Below are 17,765 nucleotides of genomic sequence, written 5' to 3' on the forward strand. Positions count from 1 at the left end.
ACCGAATATTTGTTCTTATTTTACCATGTTGGCGAATAAAAAAAAACCACCAGCCGAAAAGATCGGCTGGTGGTCGGCGCACGGACTGCGCAAAGTTATTTATTGTCCCCTAAACGAATCGCTTTGCGGATGTCTTTCAACGATTGCGACGGGCCGTACATGAGAACGCCGCCTCTGTAGACACGCGCGCCGATTGTGCCCAATATGCCAATTGTCACAAGCATTATGGCGATTGACAACAGTGGCTCCCATAACGGGATATCAAGCATGCCGACCCGCAGGAACATGACAAGCGGTGCAAAAAATGGGATATAAGACGCCACCGTGACATATGTCGCTTCAGGCATCGCGATGCCTGAAAAGGCGATGAAAGAAGCGATAATGACCAAAAACATCATCGGCAGCATCAATTGCTGCACATCTTCCGTCCGGCTGACCATCGATCCGAGCAATGCCGCAAGCACTGCGTACAGAAAGTATCCAAGCAGGAAAAACAGGAATGCGAACAAGAATGTGCTGACTTTAAGGTCCGAAAAGCCGAATACTCCGGAAATACCGCCTGCTAGATCGGTGCCGGCGGATTTGATGGCAAAAAAGCCGGCTGTCCCGAAAATGAGCATCTGCAATATTCCGAGCATGCCAATCCCCGCGATTTTCGCAAACATATGCTTTACCGGTGAGACGCTCGAAATCAGGATTTCCATGACACGCGACGATTTTTCATTCGCCACTTCCATTGCTATCATGTTCGGGTAATAGATGACGGCAACATAAATGAGCAGAATCAGAACATACACGAGCCCCCGTGCTTGGTTTAACTCTTCTTCAGACTTTGAAGAGACGGCCACTGCTTCACGCTCAAACGGTGCCGGCGAAAATAATTGGCCGACTTCACTCTGGCTAAGGCCGATTTTGTCAGCAGCCAATACCATCTGCATCGATTGCACAGCTTGTTCCACATCCGCACTGCTGCCCATGCCGTTAGCCGATTCGGTCACATAGCGAGCGGTCAACCCTTGCGCTTGCGAGAGTTCGATATACGCTTCAATTGTTCCTTCCAAGATGCCTTCCCTCAATTCCGGCTCCGACATCTCGGTCGGCATTGCCTGGACGGGACTGTTGACAGCGGCCAATTGCTCCTGCAGCAGAGGCGTTAACTGCCCCGATTCATCTAAAACATAGAGCACATCTGCTTCTTCGCTGCTGCCATCCAAAAGGCCGATGATGTTCGATAAATTCGCCAACAGGAAAAACGAAGCGGCGACAATTACTGTCGTGGCAATGAACGATTTCGTTCTCGCCTTTGTCAGAAAAGCCTGCTTGAAGATAATCCAGAAACTATGCATTTGCTTTCCCTACTTTCGCAACGAAAATTTCTTCCAAAGTCGGTTCCTCTATGGCAAAATGGCGCAAGTCTCCAAGCTTCATTGAAGCGGCAAGCAGCGTTTGCGCTATTGCTTCGTCGCCGATACTGAATACTGCCCCGTCGTGCGTCTTTGTGAATGCCTCTACCCCAGCAATGTCCTTCAAGCTTGCTAAATCGTAATCCATTTTGATGCGGACATTATGCTTGCCGTATGAGCGTTTAGCCTCGCGGATCGACCCGCTAAGAACAACTTTTCCGCGATCGAGTATGCTCATGTCATCGCATAATTCCTCTACATGGTCCATGCGGTGGCTGGAAAAAACGATTGTCGCCCCTTGCTTTTGGAAATCCAGAATCGCCGACTTCAACATGCCGACATTGACCGGGTCCAAACCTGAAAAAGGTTCATCCAGTATCAGCAGCGATGGTCTATGTATCAACGATGCAATCAATTGAATTTTTTGCTGATTCCCTTTTGACAGCTCTTCCACTTTTTTTGATGCGTAATGCGGCACTTCAAAGCGCTCAAGCCATTTATGCGCTTCGCGTTTTGCTTCCGCGGCGGGCATCTTGCGAAGCTGGGCTAAATAAACAAGCTGTTCTTCCACCCGCATTTTCGGATACAGCCCCCGTTCTTCCGGCAAATAGCCGATTTCCGGGCTGTTCGCGTATGTAATCGGCTTGCCGTTCCAAGTCACCGTTCCGTGTGTCTGGTTAAGTAGCCCTAAAATCATTCGGAAAGTGGTCGTCTTCCCTGCGCCGTTCGCGCCCAGAAATCCGTACATCTGGCCTCTTTCAACTTGCAGCGATAAATTGTCCACTGCTGTAAAATCCCCGAATTTCTTTGTGGCATTTTCCACTTTTAACGCCATCGCCCATTCCCCCTTTTCTTTTCTATACGAAGCTATCGTTGAAATGTTTCAAAATCAGGGACATTTTCCGGCAAAACCGATATACTGAAAAATGAACAACCATTCAGAAGGAGTTGTCCATGCATGCGAACTTATAAATTGACTGCCTATGAAAAAAACGGGGAATTGATCACTGAAGAAACTTTCACTGCTGAAAATGACAGCCAAGCAAAAGAACAAGGCCAAGCGCTTCTGGAAGAAAAATCACTTTTAGAAAAAACGCATCGCCTTGCTTCTCCAGCCGGCAAATTATTATTGTTCCATTCTTAAGTCCAAAAGGTGCAGCGGGGATTTCCCCGTTGCACCTTTTGTCTTTTGTTGAGAAGTTTTCTATATTCTTTTCATTTCGCTTATTTCCCTTGGAACTCAGGTTTCCGTTTTTCAACAAATGCTTGGATGCCTTCGAGATGGTCGGTGCTCTTGCGCATCGCCGACTGGGCAGCTGCTTCCAGTTGGAGCACTTTTTCCAGTTCCTCGACCTTCAATTGATGCAGGATATGCTTTGTCGCCAGTTTCGCTTTGACGGGCGAAGCCAGTGTTTGCTCAACATAAGCATTGGCGTTTTCCATCGAGCGGCCTTCAGCCGTCACTTCATCGATGATGCCTTTTGCCAGCGCGTCATGCGCTTTCAGGATTTGGCCAGCCCAAATCATTTGCTGAGCTTTTGGTGAACCGACACGCTCTTTCATGAAGAAATGCCCGCCGCCGTCCGGTACCAGCCCAATGCCGATAAAGTTCATTGCCAATTTGCTGTTTTCTTCAGCGATGATGTGATCGCATGCTAAGGCGATGCTAAAGGCAAGGCCGGCTGAAGCGCCATGGATAGCGGCAACGGTAATTTGCGGCAGTGTATAAAGCGCTTTCGCCAATCGGCTAACGTCCACCATGACTGAGTCGATGTCCATCGGATTTTCCGGATCCATCATTTCCTTGATATCTCCGCCGGCTGAAAATGCCTTGCCCTCGCCATGGATCACCAACACTTGGAGCGTAGAGTCGTGATGAAGGGATTCAAAGCATTCTGCAAGTTCGTTCATCATCGTTCCGTTCATCGCGTTCATTGCTTGTGGACGGTTCAGCTTTAAATAGCCGGTACGGCCTTGTTTCGTTATTTCTATTGTTTCAAACATACAAAAAGACACCCTTTCGCAAAAATGAATTGTGATTCATCTTTACGTATTCGGTGTCTTCTTGTGAAATCCCTTTTTTGGGGGCGAAGTTAATGGAAATTGCCGCCACTTGGAAGGAATTACATGGATTCGTATAGAGATTGAACTGGTTTGATCAAAACGCGGTTAACTTCGTCGATGATCTGGCTAAGGCCCATTTCTGCTTCAAGCATTGCCAAGATTTTCGGGTTTTCCTGTGCCGCAACTGCTGTAGCTTGTGCATCCATCATTTCCTGCTCTGTAATTTCTTCGCCTTGAGCCTGCTTTTGCTGAAGCGTGATCTGCAAGTCGCGGAAGCTCTTGAACAATTCGTTGGAGTCGCTGTCTGAAGATACGGCTTCAACCGCTTGTTTCAATTTTTCGTATTCCTCTGTGCTGCGGAAAGTGCTTTCCAATTTGTTGATATCGTCATAGATGTTGACTGTCATCATCATTCTCCTCTGTTTAAATATTCAGCCCTATGGCCACAAGCCCTTGGACCAAACCGATCAGTCCACCAAGGAATGCACCCAGAACCGTTATCATTTTCAACTCGCGCCGGGAAATGCCGAGTACAAGCTCTTCCAGCCGACTGAGTTCAAATGAATCGACTTGCTCTTTCACCATGCTTTCGATGTTGATTTTGCGCAAGGCTTCTTCCAATCTCACTTCCCCTTGCTGAAAAATAAATTCAGCAACAAGCGGTGTGAGGTGTTTCCCTGTCCATTCTAACCCGGTTGGCCAAGTCTGTGCAAGCGTCGCATCTAGACGCCCATTGATATTGGCTGTTTCGCGTACATATTGCTTTACCGAATCGAGTGTCGGGTTGAAATCGAATTCTTTCAGCAGGTCATCGGCTTTTTTATCCTGCAGCTTCTCCCATTCCCCGTGAGCCAGCGAAGTCACCAGTTCAAAGGTTTTTGGAGAGTTAAGGAATTTGACGATCTCGGGCTGGATGCGATCGACAATCGGCCTCGATTCACCGAGCAGCGATTGCAGCATATTGCCAAAGCGCCCACGGGATGCCAGAAATTCTTCAAAGAACGTTTTGATGGTCTGACGGCCTTGGAACGACACAAAATAATCGGTTGCCCGGTCGATGCCGTATTTGACGCCGTGGATAATTTTCACATCGGCTTCCGCTTTCCAATTTTCAGGCATCAGCTCTCGAATCGTTTTTCCTTCGATATACGTGCGGACCGATTCCGCCTGGCGGTCCACCAATTCATCCAGTTTCGACTCGATCTTTATATCGATGTCTTGCTGATTTGCGACTTCCAGCCAATCTTTAAATGAACGCGAAGATTGGAAAACGTGGGTTTTAAGCTGCCGTTGGATCCATCCCTCTGTTCGAATCTGCATTTCTTCATTTAAAAACCGTTTTTTGAAAGTTTCCGGCGTCAACAGGTGATCGACGATCGTACGCCCTAATTGAGTGGATAATTCATCACGCCGTTTCGGGATTAATCCCGGCGTCAGCGGCACACGCCATGTGCCGATGTAAATCGCTTTATACGGGCGGAAAAGCATTTTGATGGCGATAAAGTTGGTGACACCGCCAATCAAAGCCCCGATGATTGCCATGAAGACCAGCGTAAGTATTATGTTCAATCTCTTCACTCTTTTCTTTTTCTTCTTTGTCAATCCGATTCCATCCCTTTATACTATAGAAGAGACGCAAAGGGGGATATCTATGCTTCAGCATTTTAAATTCAAACCAATGTTCGAAAATGCCCAGCTTCCTGGCTGGAACATTTCCTTCTTCTATAAAAGTGAACGCATCGCGGGCGAATACCATCCTGATGGAAAAATCGCTTGGCTGACGGATCCGCCGCAGGACGAGGAGTCCGTGAAGACGATGATCCATGAACTGATGCTCTTCCATGTATACGATTGAAACGCCGGAAAAGTTCCGGCGTTTTTTTCTTCCCGCTTTTTCATTATAGGTAACACCACCGTTTTTTAACAGCAATAGCAATTCAACAAAAAAAGGGAAATGCCCCTTCTACCCGACTTGCTGGGCAGGAGACATTCCCGATTGAATTTTATACATCTGGTGGTACTGGCCGCCAAGTTTCATCAATTCCTCATGGGAACCCATTTCGGCGATTTCACCGTGGTCGAGGACCAGGATGCGGTCGGCGTTTTTAATCGTCGACAGCCGATGGGCGATGATGAACGTCGTACGGCCTTTTTTCAATACATTCATCGCGTGTTGGATGATTTCTTCTGTTTCCGTATCAATGTTTGAAGTCGCTTCATCCAAAATCAGGATCGCCGGATCGAATGCTAAGGCCCGGGCGAACGACACCAATTGGCGCTGTCCAGATGACAAGGTGCTGCCTTTTTCGACAACCCGCTCGTCAATACCATTTGGCAAATGCTTCAGCACGCGTTCGCCTCCAACCGCGTCGAGTGCGTCTTCCACCATTTTGCGCGTGATCCGTTCGTCACCAAGCGACACGTTCGTCTCGATCGTCCCTGTGAACAAGTACGGATCCTGAAGCACGATGCCCATATGTTGGCGGACCGACTGGCGCGTCATATCGTTGATATTGATGCCGTCGATCGTAATCCTTCCTTTGGACACATCGTAGAACCGCAGCAGCAAGTTCATGATAGAGCTTTTGCCGGAACCCGTATGGCCGACAAGTGCAACAGTCTCCCCTTGTTTCGCTTCAAAATCAATGTTTTTCAGCACATATTCTTCAGCGTCATAAGCGAACCAGACATCCTCAAAGCGTACGTTGCCTCTGTATCGTGCAACCTTTGCATCGCTGACGGGCTCGCCTTCCAAGTCAAGCAGGCGGAAAACCCGCTCAGCCGCAACAAGTGCTTGTTCCAAGCGCGAAAACTGGTTGACGATGCCGCTGATCGGATTGAATAAGCGGATGATATAATCGATGAACGCGTAAAGGACACCGACTGTCACGACGCCTTCCCCAGTAATTGAACCGCTTCCGAAATAAGCGATGAACAAAATGAATATCAATGCGCGCAAGACGCCCACCATATTATGCGAAGCGGCTGCCTCAAGCACCAGCAGTTTTTGCTGGAACTGATAATGCTTATTATTCATTTCTTCGAATTCCGCTTCCATATTTTTTTCATTGCGGAAAGCCTGGATGATCGTCATCCCTTGAATCGACTCATTGATCATGGCATTCATATCACTCAATTTTTCACGGACGACATGATTGTAACGAGCCGCGTATTTGCGGTAAATGAGCATCCAGCCGTAAAGCATCGGAATGAGCACGAGCATGATAGCTGCAAGCTTCCAATCGAGGTAGAACAATGCCGCGTAGATTCCCATCATATACATAAAACTCGTCGCAAATTGCGAGAATACGGTAAAGAATAATTCCCGGATCGCTTCTGTATCATTCGTGATGCGCGACACAACTTTGCCGGCTGGCAAATTGTCGAAATAACGGATCGGCAATGTCTGGACATGGCCATAAACGTCATTGCGCATTTTTTTGATGATGCTGTTCGCTCCTTTTTGCAGAAAGATGAATTGGAGGTAGCGGAATATTGCCGCCACAATTCCGAATGCAAGGAAAATCACCAATAAATATGCAATCGGTTCGAAATTCACAGCACCTCCTTGCATAGGCGCGATATGTTCATCGATTATTTCTTTGGCGATAAGCGGAGCAGCAAGGTCCGCCGCAACCGCAATCGCCAGGAGCACAAGCCCCCAAATCAACATCCCTTTAAAATCTAGGGCGTAATGGACTAATCTTTTTCCTGTCCCCATGATTACACCTCCTCGATCTGCTGGCGAAGGTATTGTTCGTGGAACCAACCGCCTGCTTTCAGCAGATCCTCATGAGTTCCTTCTTCAATGATTTTTCCTTCATCAAGCACCACAATCCAATCGGCATGCTGCACAGCAGAAAGCCTGTGCGTCGTGATGATTGTGGTTTTGCCGGAACGTTCGTTCTGAATATTTTCTATGATTTTCGCTTCCGTCTTCGCATCGACTGCAGAAAGGGAATCGTCTAGAATGAGAATTTCCGGCTTTTTGATCAATGCCCGCGCAATCGAAATCCGCTGTTTCTGGCCGCCAGACAACGCGACGCCTTTTTCACCAACCATCGTTTCCAAACCGTTTGGCAGTTTCGCCAGATCCGACTCGAAATGTGCGACGCGAATCGCTTCTTGGATGTCTTCATCTGTGGCATCTCTCTTGCCGAACAGGATATTGTCGCGCACCGAACGGGAAAATAGCACATGGTCCTGTGGGACATAGCCAATCCAGCTGCGCAGCTGGTCTTTCGGCAGCTCCGCCAGGTCGATGCCGTCCATAAGGACTGCCCCTTCGCCCGCAGGGTATTCACGCAGCAATTGTTTGACGAACGTCGTTTTCCCGCTGCCCGTCTTGCCGACGATGCCCAGCGTTTGCCCGCTGTTCAACGACAAATTGATGCCTTGCAAGTTGATGGAGCTCGACTGCGGATACGTAAAGCTGAATTCCCGGAAACTTATTCGGCTTGGCGACTCCAGCGTTTTCGGATGCAGCGCTTCGGCGACATCCTCTTTATGGCTGAGTGTTTCATCAACCCGGTCAAGCGAAGCATTGCCGCGCTGCAGAATGTTGATCATTTCACCGATAGCGAACATTGGCCAGACGATCATACCCAAATATACATTGAACGCGACCAGGTCGCCTAATGTCATCGTTCCTTCCGCAACAAGGAATGCCCCATAGCCCAGACCGATCATATAGCTGATCGTCGTCAGTACCTTCGTAACCGGAGCGAATAATGCATCAATCCGTTCAACGGCCATGTATTTTTCGTAGACATCATTTGTCATGTCGGAAAACCCTTTTTCGGATTTCCGTTCTTGCACATATGCTCGGATGACCCGCACTCCGCCGATTGACTCAAGTACGCTGTCATTCATATCGCCGAACGCATCTTGTGCAGCCGTGTAGCGGGCATGGATTTTCTTGCCCAGCACTTGCACGATGATGGCCAGGATCGGCAGCGGGATCAACGCCATGAACGTCAATTCCCACGATACGAGCATTCCCATCGCGACAATGATGGTGGCCATATAAAGCGTTGAGTCGACAAGCGTCAAAATGCCGAAGCCGGCGGTTTCCGAGATTGCGCGCAAATCATTCGTTGCCCGCGCCATTAAGTCGCCCGTCCGATTTTTTTCATAGAACGTCGGGGTCATCTTCATGAAATGGCCCATCAGGCTCGAGCGGAGTTGACGCTCAATGACATAAGCCCCTCCAAACAACTGGTATTGCCAGACAAAATTCGTTATATAAGCAAGCACCATCGATGCCGCCAATACCCCTACATACTGCCACAGCAAAAGCGAAGTCATTTCTTCTTGCGCGATGGCGTCGATAGCCAGCCCGATAAGCCATGGCGGAATGATTTCCAGCACGTTTGCGACCATCAGCAGCCCTACGGCAATGCTGTAGCGAATCCAATTCTCTTTAAAAAACCATCTTAATTTCCATAAAACACTGAACATCTTTTATTCCCACTTTCGTTTTCTGTCTTTCGCTAGTCGCCTTCAAGCGATTCCTTGATCATGATTTTCCGTTTTTGAAGCTTTCTCATCTTCATTCTCCCCTTCTCGTTTTGTTTGATTTACCAGTGTCCCGATAACGGATTTTCACTATCCGCCTGGAATGGCAAAACTGCGTTATTTATTTGAACAGCCAAAGGCTGACCAAACCACTCGTGAAAAATTCAAAAATTTCCCAGTACTTGTGCATAAAAAAACGCGCACCCATTTTCAAGGTGCGCGTGCACGAAAAAATAGGCAAGTCCGCAGACCCGCCTTAACTAATTCTAGTCACGAAATAAATTCAAAGACTGATTACAAGGAGGCCTGGCAACAATATGAAATTGGCTGGAAACACGCGAATTGACTTTTTCATTGCCGTAACCTCCTTTTCCTTTGATTTGGTAATTCAAGAGTACCACTGCCATTTTTGAATTGTCAACGTTTTTCGAATAAATACTATATTTTGTCAAAGTGGAATGTTTCATCGAGCGCTTGGAGGGTAATTTAGTACTAATAAATTATATTTGAACGGAGATGGTATTGATGTTTCACAATATTGCTGTAGCTTACGATGGTTCAGAAGGAAGCAAAATGGCACTCGAACAAGCGCTTAAACTTCTGGAAGCGATGCCCGATGCCAAGTTAAATGTCATTTACGTCAACGAAGAATACCATGACAATTTCAGGGCGACTCGGATCGGCGATGTTTCCCCAAGAGTCGTTTCGGCCAACGTGGATAGCACATATGCTCAATACATGCCGCCCGAAATCGGCGAAAATGATTATCGTGCGCCGAGCGATTTGAAACGCCCTGATGATTTCGAAGACTCGGCTACGGAATATTCTAAGTATATGCACAGTTCTATCCAGCAGCAACTTGATGCAAAAGGTGTGAAAGCGAATGTTTTGGCACTTGAAGGCAGTGCCAGCAAAATGATTCCCGCCTATATCGATGAACAAAATGTCGATCTATTGGTTGTTGGAAACAGTGGGAAATCTGGGCTGCAAAAATTTTTCGTCGGATCAGTCAGCAAACGTTTGTTGAAAGATTCGCCGTGCTCTGTTTTAGTTATCAAATAATTATTACTCCGTGAATCCAGAGGTAGGCATTTCCTCTTACTTCGCGGTTTTTTTATGGGAATAATAATATTTCATCCACGAAATCGTCATAAATTTATCAGTTTAACGCCATTTCAGTTGGGTAAACATTACTAAGAATTAAAATACTGTAATGCAAAGGAAGAAGGGAAGCAGCTATGTCAAAACATACCGTATATTTTCTGGACTCGCACCAGCACCTCGGTCTCATGGCTGAAATTTGGGCGAATCGCCTGGAACTTCCTGACTGGGACATCCGGAGCGCTGCGTGGGGCCAGCCACAATTCAATGAAACGCCGTTTCAAGTGATGAAAGAAGTTGTGTTGGACATACCAGAAGTCCGACCGCGTTCTTACAATCCGAAAGAAGTAAGCGAAGCTGATTTGATCATCGCCTTGCATGACGGTGATTTGGAAAGTGCCGATATTCCGTCGGACCTTCCTGCTCAAAAGCTGCTTATATGGGACATCCGCAATCCCGAACTGCGCACTTCCGATGAACATGAACAATGGGCTCTCTACCAGGAAATCTGCGATGAAATCGCCATTAATATAAAAAATCTAGAACCTTATTTTCGTTCTAATTATATGTAAAACCCGCCTCTTTTAAAAAGAGACGGGTTTTTTCATGTGTATAAAACTGCGCGGACCGGGCTTCCATCCGCTCCTGTAATTTTCAGCGGCAAAGCTGCCAACTGATAAACACCTGCAGGAACGCCGTCCAATACGATGCCCTCCAGAATAAAGCGCTCATTGCGGTTCATAGCCTGGTGCATCGGCAAATCTTTGCTGGTCTGCGGGTCCACCGAAGGAACATCGACGCCAAGGAGGCGAATCCCTTTGCCGGCCATCCATTCCGCAATTGATGTGTCGAACTTCGGCCAAGAACTTGGGAATGTTGTCCGGTCCTGCCATGCCGCTGTATGCAGCAGCACAGCTTCCACCCCTTCTTCTATTTCCGGAAGATTTTTTGCCGATACGTTCTGGAATTCCGCTACATTCACCACCTGGGCTTTTGTCAAATAGATATCCAGCGGCAATTCATTCACTTTCAAGCCATTCTCATCATAGTGGAAAGGGGCATCGATGTGCGTGCCCATATGCGTGCTCGTTGACAATTCACCGATATTCACCGAGCCGCTTTGTTCTTGTGTTACTGATAGGCGGAAATTGAATGGCACATCTCCTGGCCATTCCGGCGTCTGCGCATTCAATGCCATGGAAATATCAAAAATCTTTTTTGCCATTTACGCCACCACGTTTCTGTCGTTGCTGAAGTTTTTATAGACTTCATTGTCCATGATGGCCTTCAAACGCCCCACCACTTTTTCAACATCGCTGTAAGACGTGTAAAGTGCTACCGGCGCCAGTCGGATAATGTTCGGCGCACGGAAATCAGGAACAACGCCAGCTTCTTTCAAAGCCTTGCAGATGCGTGCCGCCTCTTCATGCGCCAATGCTATATGGCCGCCGCGTCCAGCGTCTTCAACAGGCGTCACATCTTTCAGCGACGGAATTTCTTGGGCAATCAAATCACGAAGCAACCCAGTCAAAGCAAGCGATTTTTCCCGCACCGCTCCAATGCCGGCTTCTTCGAAAATTTCGATGCTGCCAAGCAAAGGCGCCATGCTGAAAATATTCGGCGTCCCGATCTGATAGGCACCGGCCCCTTCCGCTTTCGAAAATGAATGGTCCATATCGAATTGCTTTGCCTTATCCGAACCGAACCAGCCGGCGTTGCCTGGAAGCAACTGGTGGTGGCGTTCATGGATGTACAATCCGCCTGTGCCGCCCGGACCTGAATTCATATATTTATAATGGCACCATACTGCAAAATCGACACCGCAGTCATGCAGTTCATGAGGCAAAGCCCCGATGGAGTGGGCCAAATCAAATCCCACTAAAATTCCTTTTTCATGCGCGGCTTCCGTAATTTCCCGGATCGGCAGCAATTGCCCGCTGCGGTAAAGGACCGATGGCAGCATAATAATCGCCACTTCATCAGTCAATTCATCAATAATGTCCTGCAACTCCAATGTGTAACCGTCGCGGCTCCGCACTTTTTTCATGCATGTTTCCGGATCTAGCCCGCGCAGGCGCAGATGGCTTTCCACCGCGTAAATATCCGACGGAAAATTCAATTCGTCCACTACAATCGCGAAGCGGTTTCTGCTCGGCTGAAAAATGGTGGACAGCATCTGGTGGATATTCGATGTAATCGATCCCGTCACCATCACTTCATGCGGCTTTGCGCCAACCAAAGGAGCGATGCGGGCACTCAGGTTTTCCGCCATCGTAAACCATGGGTCATTTCCTTCCGTCCAGCCATCGATGCCGTGAATTTTCCAGCTTTCCGCGACCTCCAGCAATTTAGCTTCTGCACGTTTCGACATCAATCCGAGTGAATTGCCGTCCATGTATATTTGGTTTTCTGTCTGGTAAAATTCTTTTTTGAAACGCGCCAGCGAATCCATTTCATCCCACTGTTTTGCAGCCGACATGATTTTTCCCCCTTATAAAAATGCATAAGACATAGCGCCAAGAATCGCCGTGACTAACACAACAATCCACGGTGCCAGTTTAAAATAGACTAACATTGCAAACGCTGTAATCGCAATGGCAAAATCGACCGGTCCACGAATTCCCGATGTGAAGACCGGATTATACAAGGCGGCAAGCAGAATGCCTACAACACCCGCGTTCACTCCTTTTAAAGCGGCCTGAACACCTGACTTCGTGCGGATGATACTCCAAAATGGCAGCGTTCCGATAACAAGCAGGAACGACGGTAAAAACATAGCAATGACGGCAATAACCGCTCCCCATCCACCGGACATGATCTGACCGAGGTAGCCTGCCAATGTGAACAGCGGACCAGGAACAGCCTGTGCCGCCCCATATCCCGAGATAAAGACATCCGGCCCCATCCAGTCAGGGACCACTTCCCGCTCAAGCATTGGCAGAACGACATGGCCGCCTCCGAAAACAATAGATCCAACACGGTAATAAATATCAAAAATCGCGTACAGTGCAGATTCAATGAACGGCCGCAGCAGCGGAAGTCCCACCAGCAAAGCGACGAATATCGTCCAAGCGGCTATCCCTGTTTTTTTCCCGAAAGTGAGTGCGAGCTTCACTGGTTCCGGCGCTTTTTCTTTGCGGTACATCCAAAAGCCGAAAATGCCTGCCAAAACGATGACCGCTATTTGGGCCCATGCAGTGGGCACGAGCAGGATGGCCGAAGCCGAAGCGACTGCAAGCGCGATTCTCGGCAAGTCGGGGGCCAATGATTTCCCCATTCCCATCAATGCATGTGCAACGACTGCGACTGCGACAATTTTCAAGCCGTGGATCCACCCGCTGTCGAATGACGCGTTGGACACGAGCATCGCGAACAGCACCAACAAGAGGACAGATGGCATCGTGAAGCCGAACCACGACAAGAACCCACCGAACATTCCACCTCTCAGCATCCCTACTGAAATGCCGACTTGTGAACTCGCAGGTCCGGGAAGGAATTGGCATAACGCCACAAGATCAGCATACGCCTTGTCATCGAGCCATTTCCGTTTAACGACATATTCTTCCCGAAAATACCCAAGATGGGCAGTAGGACCGCCGAATGCCGTAAGCCCTAATTTTGTTGATGCTTTCAAAATTTCCATATAATGCTTTTTAGCCATAACCGTCTCCTTTGATGCGCCGGCCATACTCAAAAGAATGAATTCCAGTGTGGCCTGTATTTTTATTGCTGCAATTAAAGCATAACTGATTGCTTATATGTTGTCATGCACTCTTTGGTTAAATGAATTTCAATACTATTTATCGATTGGCGCTAAGGCCAATTTCCTGCTATACTAATGGAGCTAAAAATATAATTTCACAGCACTTATAAAAGTTCTCCCGGCTTTTCGCCCTGGATGGACTGTATATCATATGTTCTATTGAAACGGCTCTCATTCGAGGGTCGTTTCACTTTGTTCAGGAGACTTGGAGGCAGGAAACTTTATGGAACTCTATACAAATTTACGCAAAGGGGAAAAAGGCGCCTGGATCAGCATCGGGGCTTACGTTTTCCTCAGCACCATCAAACTTGGCTTCGGCTACGCTGGTTCGTCTGAAGCTTTGAAGGCGGACGGCCTGAACAACTTGACGGATATTATCGCTTCAGTTGCTGTGCTGATCGGGCTGCGCATTTCCCAAAAGCCGCCCGACGAAAACCATCATTACGGACATCTCCGGGCGGAGACGATTGCTTCTTTACTGGCATCGTTCATCATGGCGGTCATCGGCCTGCAAGTGCTGATGGGCGCAGTTCAAAACTTTTTCGTTCCCGTTGAAGCCACTCCCTCCCTCTTTACCGCGGGTGTCGCTTTCTTCAGTGCCATTGTCATGTATTTTGTCTACCGCTATAACATCAAACTGAGCAAGGAAATCAAAAGCTCCGCGGTCCAGGCAGCCGCATACGATAACCGGTCAGATGCCCTCGTCAGCATCGGGGCCGGCATCGGAATTATCGGCGCGGTTTTCGGCGCCCCGATACTCGACGTCATCACCGCTTTTATCGTCGGCTTGATTATCATCAAGACGGCTGTGGATATTTTCAAAGAAGCTGTATGGACGTTGACGGACGGCTTTAACGAAGATGAAGTGGAAACAATGTCCGTGCTTGTAAGAAAAGTGCCGGGCGTCCGTGAACTTCGCGATTTCAAAGGGCGCAACCACGGCAATGTCATGTTCATTGATTTAACAATTGCGGTAAACCCATCGCTGAACGTCGTTCAAAGCCATTGGATTACAGAAGAAATCGAAAGAAAAATCCATAAAGTAAAGCCCCATTGCGTAATCCTTGTTCACATCGAGCCGGTTTACGAAGAAGATGAAGATGAATAAAAAAAGGACAGCGAAAAGAAATTTTTTCGCTGTCCTTTTTGGGTTTCAAAATACAAGCTTTGTGTAATTATTCTCCTGTCAAAGCATCAATCCGGACCGAACGCTGGTTGGTGGCCACTGCCAATTCATCGATTTTTTTTTGAAGAAAGTCCCTATCCATCGACTTTAATGGCTGCCCTTCGAGCGATTCCAGAATATATGCCTGAATGCCCCAAATCGCTTGGTGATGCTCGGACGGGGCTAGCTCAGCGATAATTTTCAAAGAGTCGGACATGGAATGCAAAACGGAGATATCTTCTTTTCCATAAAAGGACATTTGATAATAAACTTTGTATAACACTCCGGAGAATTCCGGAAGCGTGCATTTCACGATATTCTGTCCTTCTTTATTTGCCAAAACCACGTCCCCTTGAGGGATATGGGCGATTTTTCCAAGCAGCCTGCCGATGCGGACGATAATGTCATTCGCGGTATTCGGGTCATTGATGCCGGGAGAGATTGCGCGCAATGCAATTTCCACCAGCTTCTGTAGTGCGTAAGGCAAATCCTGTTCAGCCGACCGTTCTCCGCCGATGGAATAATATCCGCTGACATCATAGTCTTGCCCTTCTTTTCGATAGATGTTCATGAGCGGTTTTCCTTCATAAATGTAATCGCCGATGCACACAAGTACGTCGACTGTAAACCCGTTCTTGTCCGCATGCCCAAGCAATTTTTCAAAAGACAGGAATTGCAGATAGCCGCTCGTTTCAGCGTTTAGGGTTTCAATGACCCCTACTGGATTCCATGCCGGGGAAATTTCAGAAACGGCGCATTTCTCTTCGAAATCCTCGTAATAGGAAATCACATCTTCCGCATCTTCGATAAGCTCCCCAATCAATTTGCTGACCTGTACCGTAGTGGCAATATAATGAATGAAGTATGCGAACGTACCAAGGCAGAAAAAGGCGATGACAATTCCGACAAACGTCGATAATACATCATGTGTATACAAGTCATCTCTCATAAACAATAAGGACAAGGTGTTGTAGATAAAGCCGCCTAGGAAAATGCCCAGCACCCGCCACGTCACCGAATCGTGAACGAAGTTTTTCAATGCCCTTGGTGAAAACTGTGCGGAATACATCGTCAAAACGACTAGGATTGTTGAAAATGTAAAAGTGCTCATCGTCAACAGCGCGCCTGCCAAGGTTCCCATAATGGTTTTTGCCAAATCGACTTTGGTCAGCAAGATGGAAGGGATAAATTCTTTGAACCGTTCGACAAGCAGCAAGTCCACGTAAAAGAAGCCTACAGATAAAGCGACAGCAAACAGACTGAAGATCGCGGGCGTCAGCCAAAACTTTTCCTTGAATAAATACGTAGTAGACTTCATCATTTCTCCTCGCTTTCAGATCATGGTCTAGTCCTGCTTTTCCCCTACATATTATGAGCGCAAACAAAGCTTGATGCACCAAAGCCGGCTGCATTGCACAACGTGGTCGCAGCAGCTTTCTCTAATAATCTGATTTAATAAAACTTTCTTATAAAAAATCCTTGACCTGATTTTAAGGATACAGTATCTTTAGAGTAACTTGAAGAAAGAGGTGAGGTATTATGGCGATGATCATTGTAAATACGCAAATCCAGTCTATAGTACCCCACTCTGTGTATCGCTGACGATACGCTTCTTCCATTATGCCCGGGGACCATGGACTGCGATTTGCGCGCATCCATGGTTTTTTATTTTGCATAATAGGAGGAAATTACATTGAATTTAATCGAACAATACGGTTGGAATACAGCATGGCAAGAAAAAATAGGGCCTTCCGGAATTCCGGGGCGCATCACTCTAGAACACAAGAATATCTATCGCGTGGTGACAGACCGCGGAGAATGGCTCAGCACATTATCCGGCAAATACCGGCATGAACACCACCGCGTCGAATTCCCGGCAGTCGGCGATTGGGTCATGGTCGAACAAATGCCTGGCGAGGAAAAAGGGATCATCCATAATGTCCTCCCGCGTTCATCCCAGTTCTCCAGAAAAGCGGCAGGCGAGACATCGGATATCCAATTGATCGCGGTCAATGTCGATTACGTATTTCTCGTCATTTCATTGAACCATGATTTTAACGTCCGGCGCTTGGAACGCTATTTGATCGCCGCGTGGGATTCCGGTGCGAACCCGGTCGTCGTACTGACTAAAAAAGACCAATGCGAAGACTTGGAGCCGTACATGCGCGAATTGGAATCAGTTGCGTTCGGCATTCCTACGATTGCAGTATCGAGCGTCACCGGCGAAGGCATCAGCAAATTGCAGGAATTGCTGTCGCCAAACCATACTGGTGCATTGCTCGGTTCTTCCGGCGTAGGGAAATCATCGCTCATCAACGCCCTATCCGGCAGTGAATTGATGGCTGTCCAGGATATCCGCGAAGATGACAGTAAAGGGCGCCACACGACTACCCACCGCGAGCTGGTGCGGCTGCCGCTTGGCGGCTTGCTGATCGACACGCCCGGAATGAGGGAATTTCAACTGGGCGATTACGAAGAAGGCGTTGAAAGCGGCTTTGCCGATGTTGAGCAGCTCGCTGGCGAATGCCGGTTCCGCGATTGCCAGCATGGCAATGAACCCGGATGCCGTGTGCAGGAAGCATTACGGACCGGCGAATTGCAGCATGACCGCTACCGCAGCTACATCAAGCTGAAACGCGAACTTGCGCATATCGAACGCAAAAGCGACGCGGCCGCCCAGAAAGCGGAGCGCGGCAAATGGAAACAGATCACGAAAGACAGCCGCAAACGCCCCGTCAAAAAACGCTAAAAA

The 17,765-nt window shown here is 47.9% G+C and carries 17 protein-coding genes; 6 read left to right on the plus strand and 11 right to left on the minus strand.

Features of this window, described 5'->3' with window-relative positions; translation table 11 throughout:
- Positions 1-95 precede the first annotated feature (95 nt).
- The gene (locus AC4EHB_RS15510) at positions 96-1,346 is read right to left on the minus strand and encodes an ABC transporter permease (RefSeq protein ID WP_490976400.1); all 1,251 of its coding nucleotides are present in this window, start codon (positions 1,344-1,346) and stop codon (positions 96-98) included.
- The gene (locus AC4EHB_RS15515; protein ID WP_490981987.1) at positions 1,339-2,238 is read right to left on the minus strand and encodes an ABC transporter ATP-binding protein; all 900 of its coding nucleotides are present in this window, start codon (positions 2,236-2,238) and stop codon (positions 1,339-1,341) included. Before AC4EHB_RS15515 ends, AC4EHB_RS15510 begins: the two co-directional genes overlap by 8 nt.
- A gap of 123 nt (positions 2,239-2,361) precedes the next feature.
- On the opposite strand from AC4EHB_RS15515, the gene AC4EHB_RS15520 reads away from it, so the two are divergent.
- The gene (locus tag AC4EHB_RS15520) at positions 2,362-2,547 is read left to right on the plus strand and encodes a YhzD family protein (protein ID WP_135500964.1); all 186 of its coding nucleotides are present in this window, start codon (positions 2,362-2,364) and stop codon (positions 2,545-2,547) included.
- An 80-nt stretch (positions 2,548-2,627) separates the two neighbouring features.
- Here the strand turns inward: AC4EHB_RS15520 and AC4EHB_RS15525 are convergent, their stop codons facing one another.
- From AC4EHB_RS15525 to AC4EHB_RS15535, 3 genes are all read right to left on the minus strand, one after another.
- Entirely contained in the window at positions 2,628-3,407 is a 780-nt protein-coding gene (locus tag AC4EHB_RS15525) for an enoyl-CoA hydratase (protein ID WP_490981988.1), read from the minus strand.
- 119 nt (positions 3,408-3,526) lie between these two features.
- Positions 3,527-3,874 carry a YlbF family regulator gene (locus tag AC4EHB_RS15530; protein WP_490976396.1) on the minus strand — a complete coding sequence of 116 codons (348 nt, stop codon included), beginning with the start codon at positions 3,872-3,874 and terminating at the stop codon, positions 3,527-3,529.
- Between the two features lie 16 nt (positions 3,875-3,890).
- Positions 3,891-5,045, minus strand: a complete 1,155-nt coding sequence (locus tag AC4EHB_RS15535; protein ID WP_490982030.1) for a DUF445 domain-containing protein — start codon at positions 5,043-5,045, stop codon at positions 3,891-3,893.
- A 73-nt stretch (positions 5,046-5,118) separates the two neighbouring features.
- Between AC4EHB_RS15535 and AC4EHB_RS15540 the strand changes: the two genes are divergently transcribed.
- Positions 5,119-5,322 carry a YheE family protein gene (locus AC4EHB_RS15540; RefSeq protein WP_135500959.1) on the plus strand — a complete coding sequence of 68 codons (204 nt, stop codon included), beginning with the start codon at positions 5,119-5,121 and terminating at the stop codon, positions 5,320-5,322.
- Between the two features lie 108 nt (positions 5,323-5,430).
- Here the strand turns inward: AC4EHB_RS15540 and AC4EHB_RS15545 are convergent, their stop codons facing one another.
- Together AC4EHB_RS15545 and AC4EHB_RS15550 are read right to left on the minus strand one after the other, a co-directional pair.
- Positions 5,431-7,188, minus strand: coding sequence for an ABC transporter ATP-binding protein (locus AC4EHB_RS15545; RefSeq protein ID WP_490976395.1), 1,758 nt, complete (start codon positions 7,186-7,188; stop codon positions 5,431-5,433).
- Between the two features lie 2 nt (positions 7,189-7,190).
- Positions 7,191-8,927, minus strand: coding sequence for an ABC transporter ATP-binding protein (locus AC4EHB_RS15550; protein WP_490981989.1), 1,737 nt, complete (start codon positions 8,925-8,927; stop codon positions 7,191-7,193).
- A gap of 582 nt (positions 8,928-9,509) precedes the next feature.
- On the opposite strand from AC4EHB_RS15550, the gene AC4EHB_RS15555 reads away from it, so the two are divergent.
- Positions 9,510-10,046, plus strand: a complete 537-nt coding sequence (locus AC4EHB_RS15555; RefSeq protein WP_490976393.1) for a universal stress protein — start codon at positions 9,510-9,512, stop codon at positions 10,044-10,046.
- 176 nt (positions 10,047-10,222) lie between these two features.
- Complete coding sequence (locus AC4EHB_RS15560; protein ID WP_490981990.1) at positions 10,223-10,657, plus strand: phosphatase; 435 nt, start codon at positions 10,223-10,225, stop codon at positions 10,655-10,657.
- Between the two features lie 32 nt (positions 10,658-10,689).
- Here the strand turns inward: AC4EHB_RS15560 and kynB are convergent, their stop codons facing one another.
- From kynB to chrA, 3 genes are read right to left on the minus strand one after another with little or no spacing between them, the layout of a single operon-like run.
- Complete coding sequence (gene kynB / locus AC4EHB_RS15565) at positions 10,690-11,310, minus strand: arylformamidase (protein ID WP_490981991.1); 621 nt, start codon at positions 11,308-11,310, stop codon at positions 10,690-10,692.
- A complete protein-coding gene (gene kynU, locus AC4EHB_RS15570) occupies positions 11,311-12,564 on the minus strand; it encodes a kynureninase (RefSeq protein WP_490981992.1) in 1,254 nt (417 codons plus the stop codon).
- Between the two features lie 12 nt (positions 12,565-12,576).
- The gene (chrA, locus tag AC4EHB_RS15575; protein ID WP_490981993.1) at positions 12,577-13,746 is read right to left on the minus strand and encodes a chromate efflux transporter; all 1,170 of its coding nucleotides are present in this window, start codon (positions 13,744-13,746) and stop codon (positions 12,577-12,579) included.
- Positions 13,747-14,071: 325 nt separating this feature from the next.
- Between chrA and AC4EHB_RS15580 the strand changes: the two genes are divergently transcribed.
- Positions 14,072-14,956 carry a cation diffusion facilitator family transporter gene (locus AC4EHB_RS15580; RefSeq protein ID WP_490976388.1) on the plus strand — a complete coding sequence of 295 codons (885 nt, stop codon included), beginning with the start codon at positions 14,072-14,074 and terminating at the stop codon, positions 14,954-14,956.
- A 67-nt stretch (positions 14,957-15,023) separates the two neighbouring features.
- On the opposite strand, the gene AC4EHB_RS15585 is transcribed toward AC4EHB_RS15580, so the two are convergent.
- Positions 15,024-16,334 carry a DUF2254 domain-containing protein gene (locus AC4EHB_RS15585; protein WP_490981994.1) on the minus strand — a complete coding sequence of 437 codons (1,311 nt, stop codon included), beginning with the start codon at positions 16,332-16,334 and terminating at the stop codon, positions 15,024-15,026.
- A gap of 372 nt (positions 16,335-16,706) precedes the next feature.
- Between AC4EHB_RS15585 and rsgA the strand changes: the two genes are divergently transcribed.
- A complete protein-coding gene (rsgA, locus tag AC4EHB_RS15590) occupies positions 16,707-17,762 on the plus strand; it encodes a ribosome small subunit-dependent GTPase A (RefSeq protein WP_490981995.1) in 1,056 nt (351 codons plus the stop codon).
- Positions 17,763-17,765: the final 3 nt, after the last annotated feature.

The organism is Planococcus sp. TJ-302, from assembly GCF_058268455.1.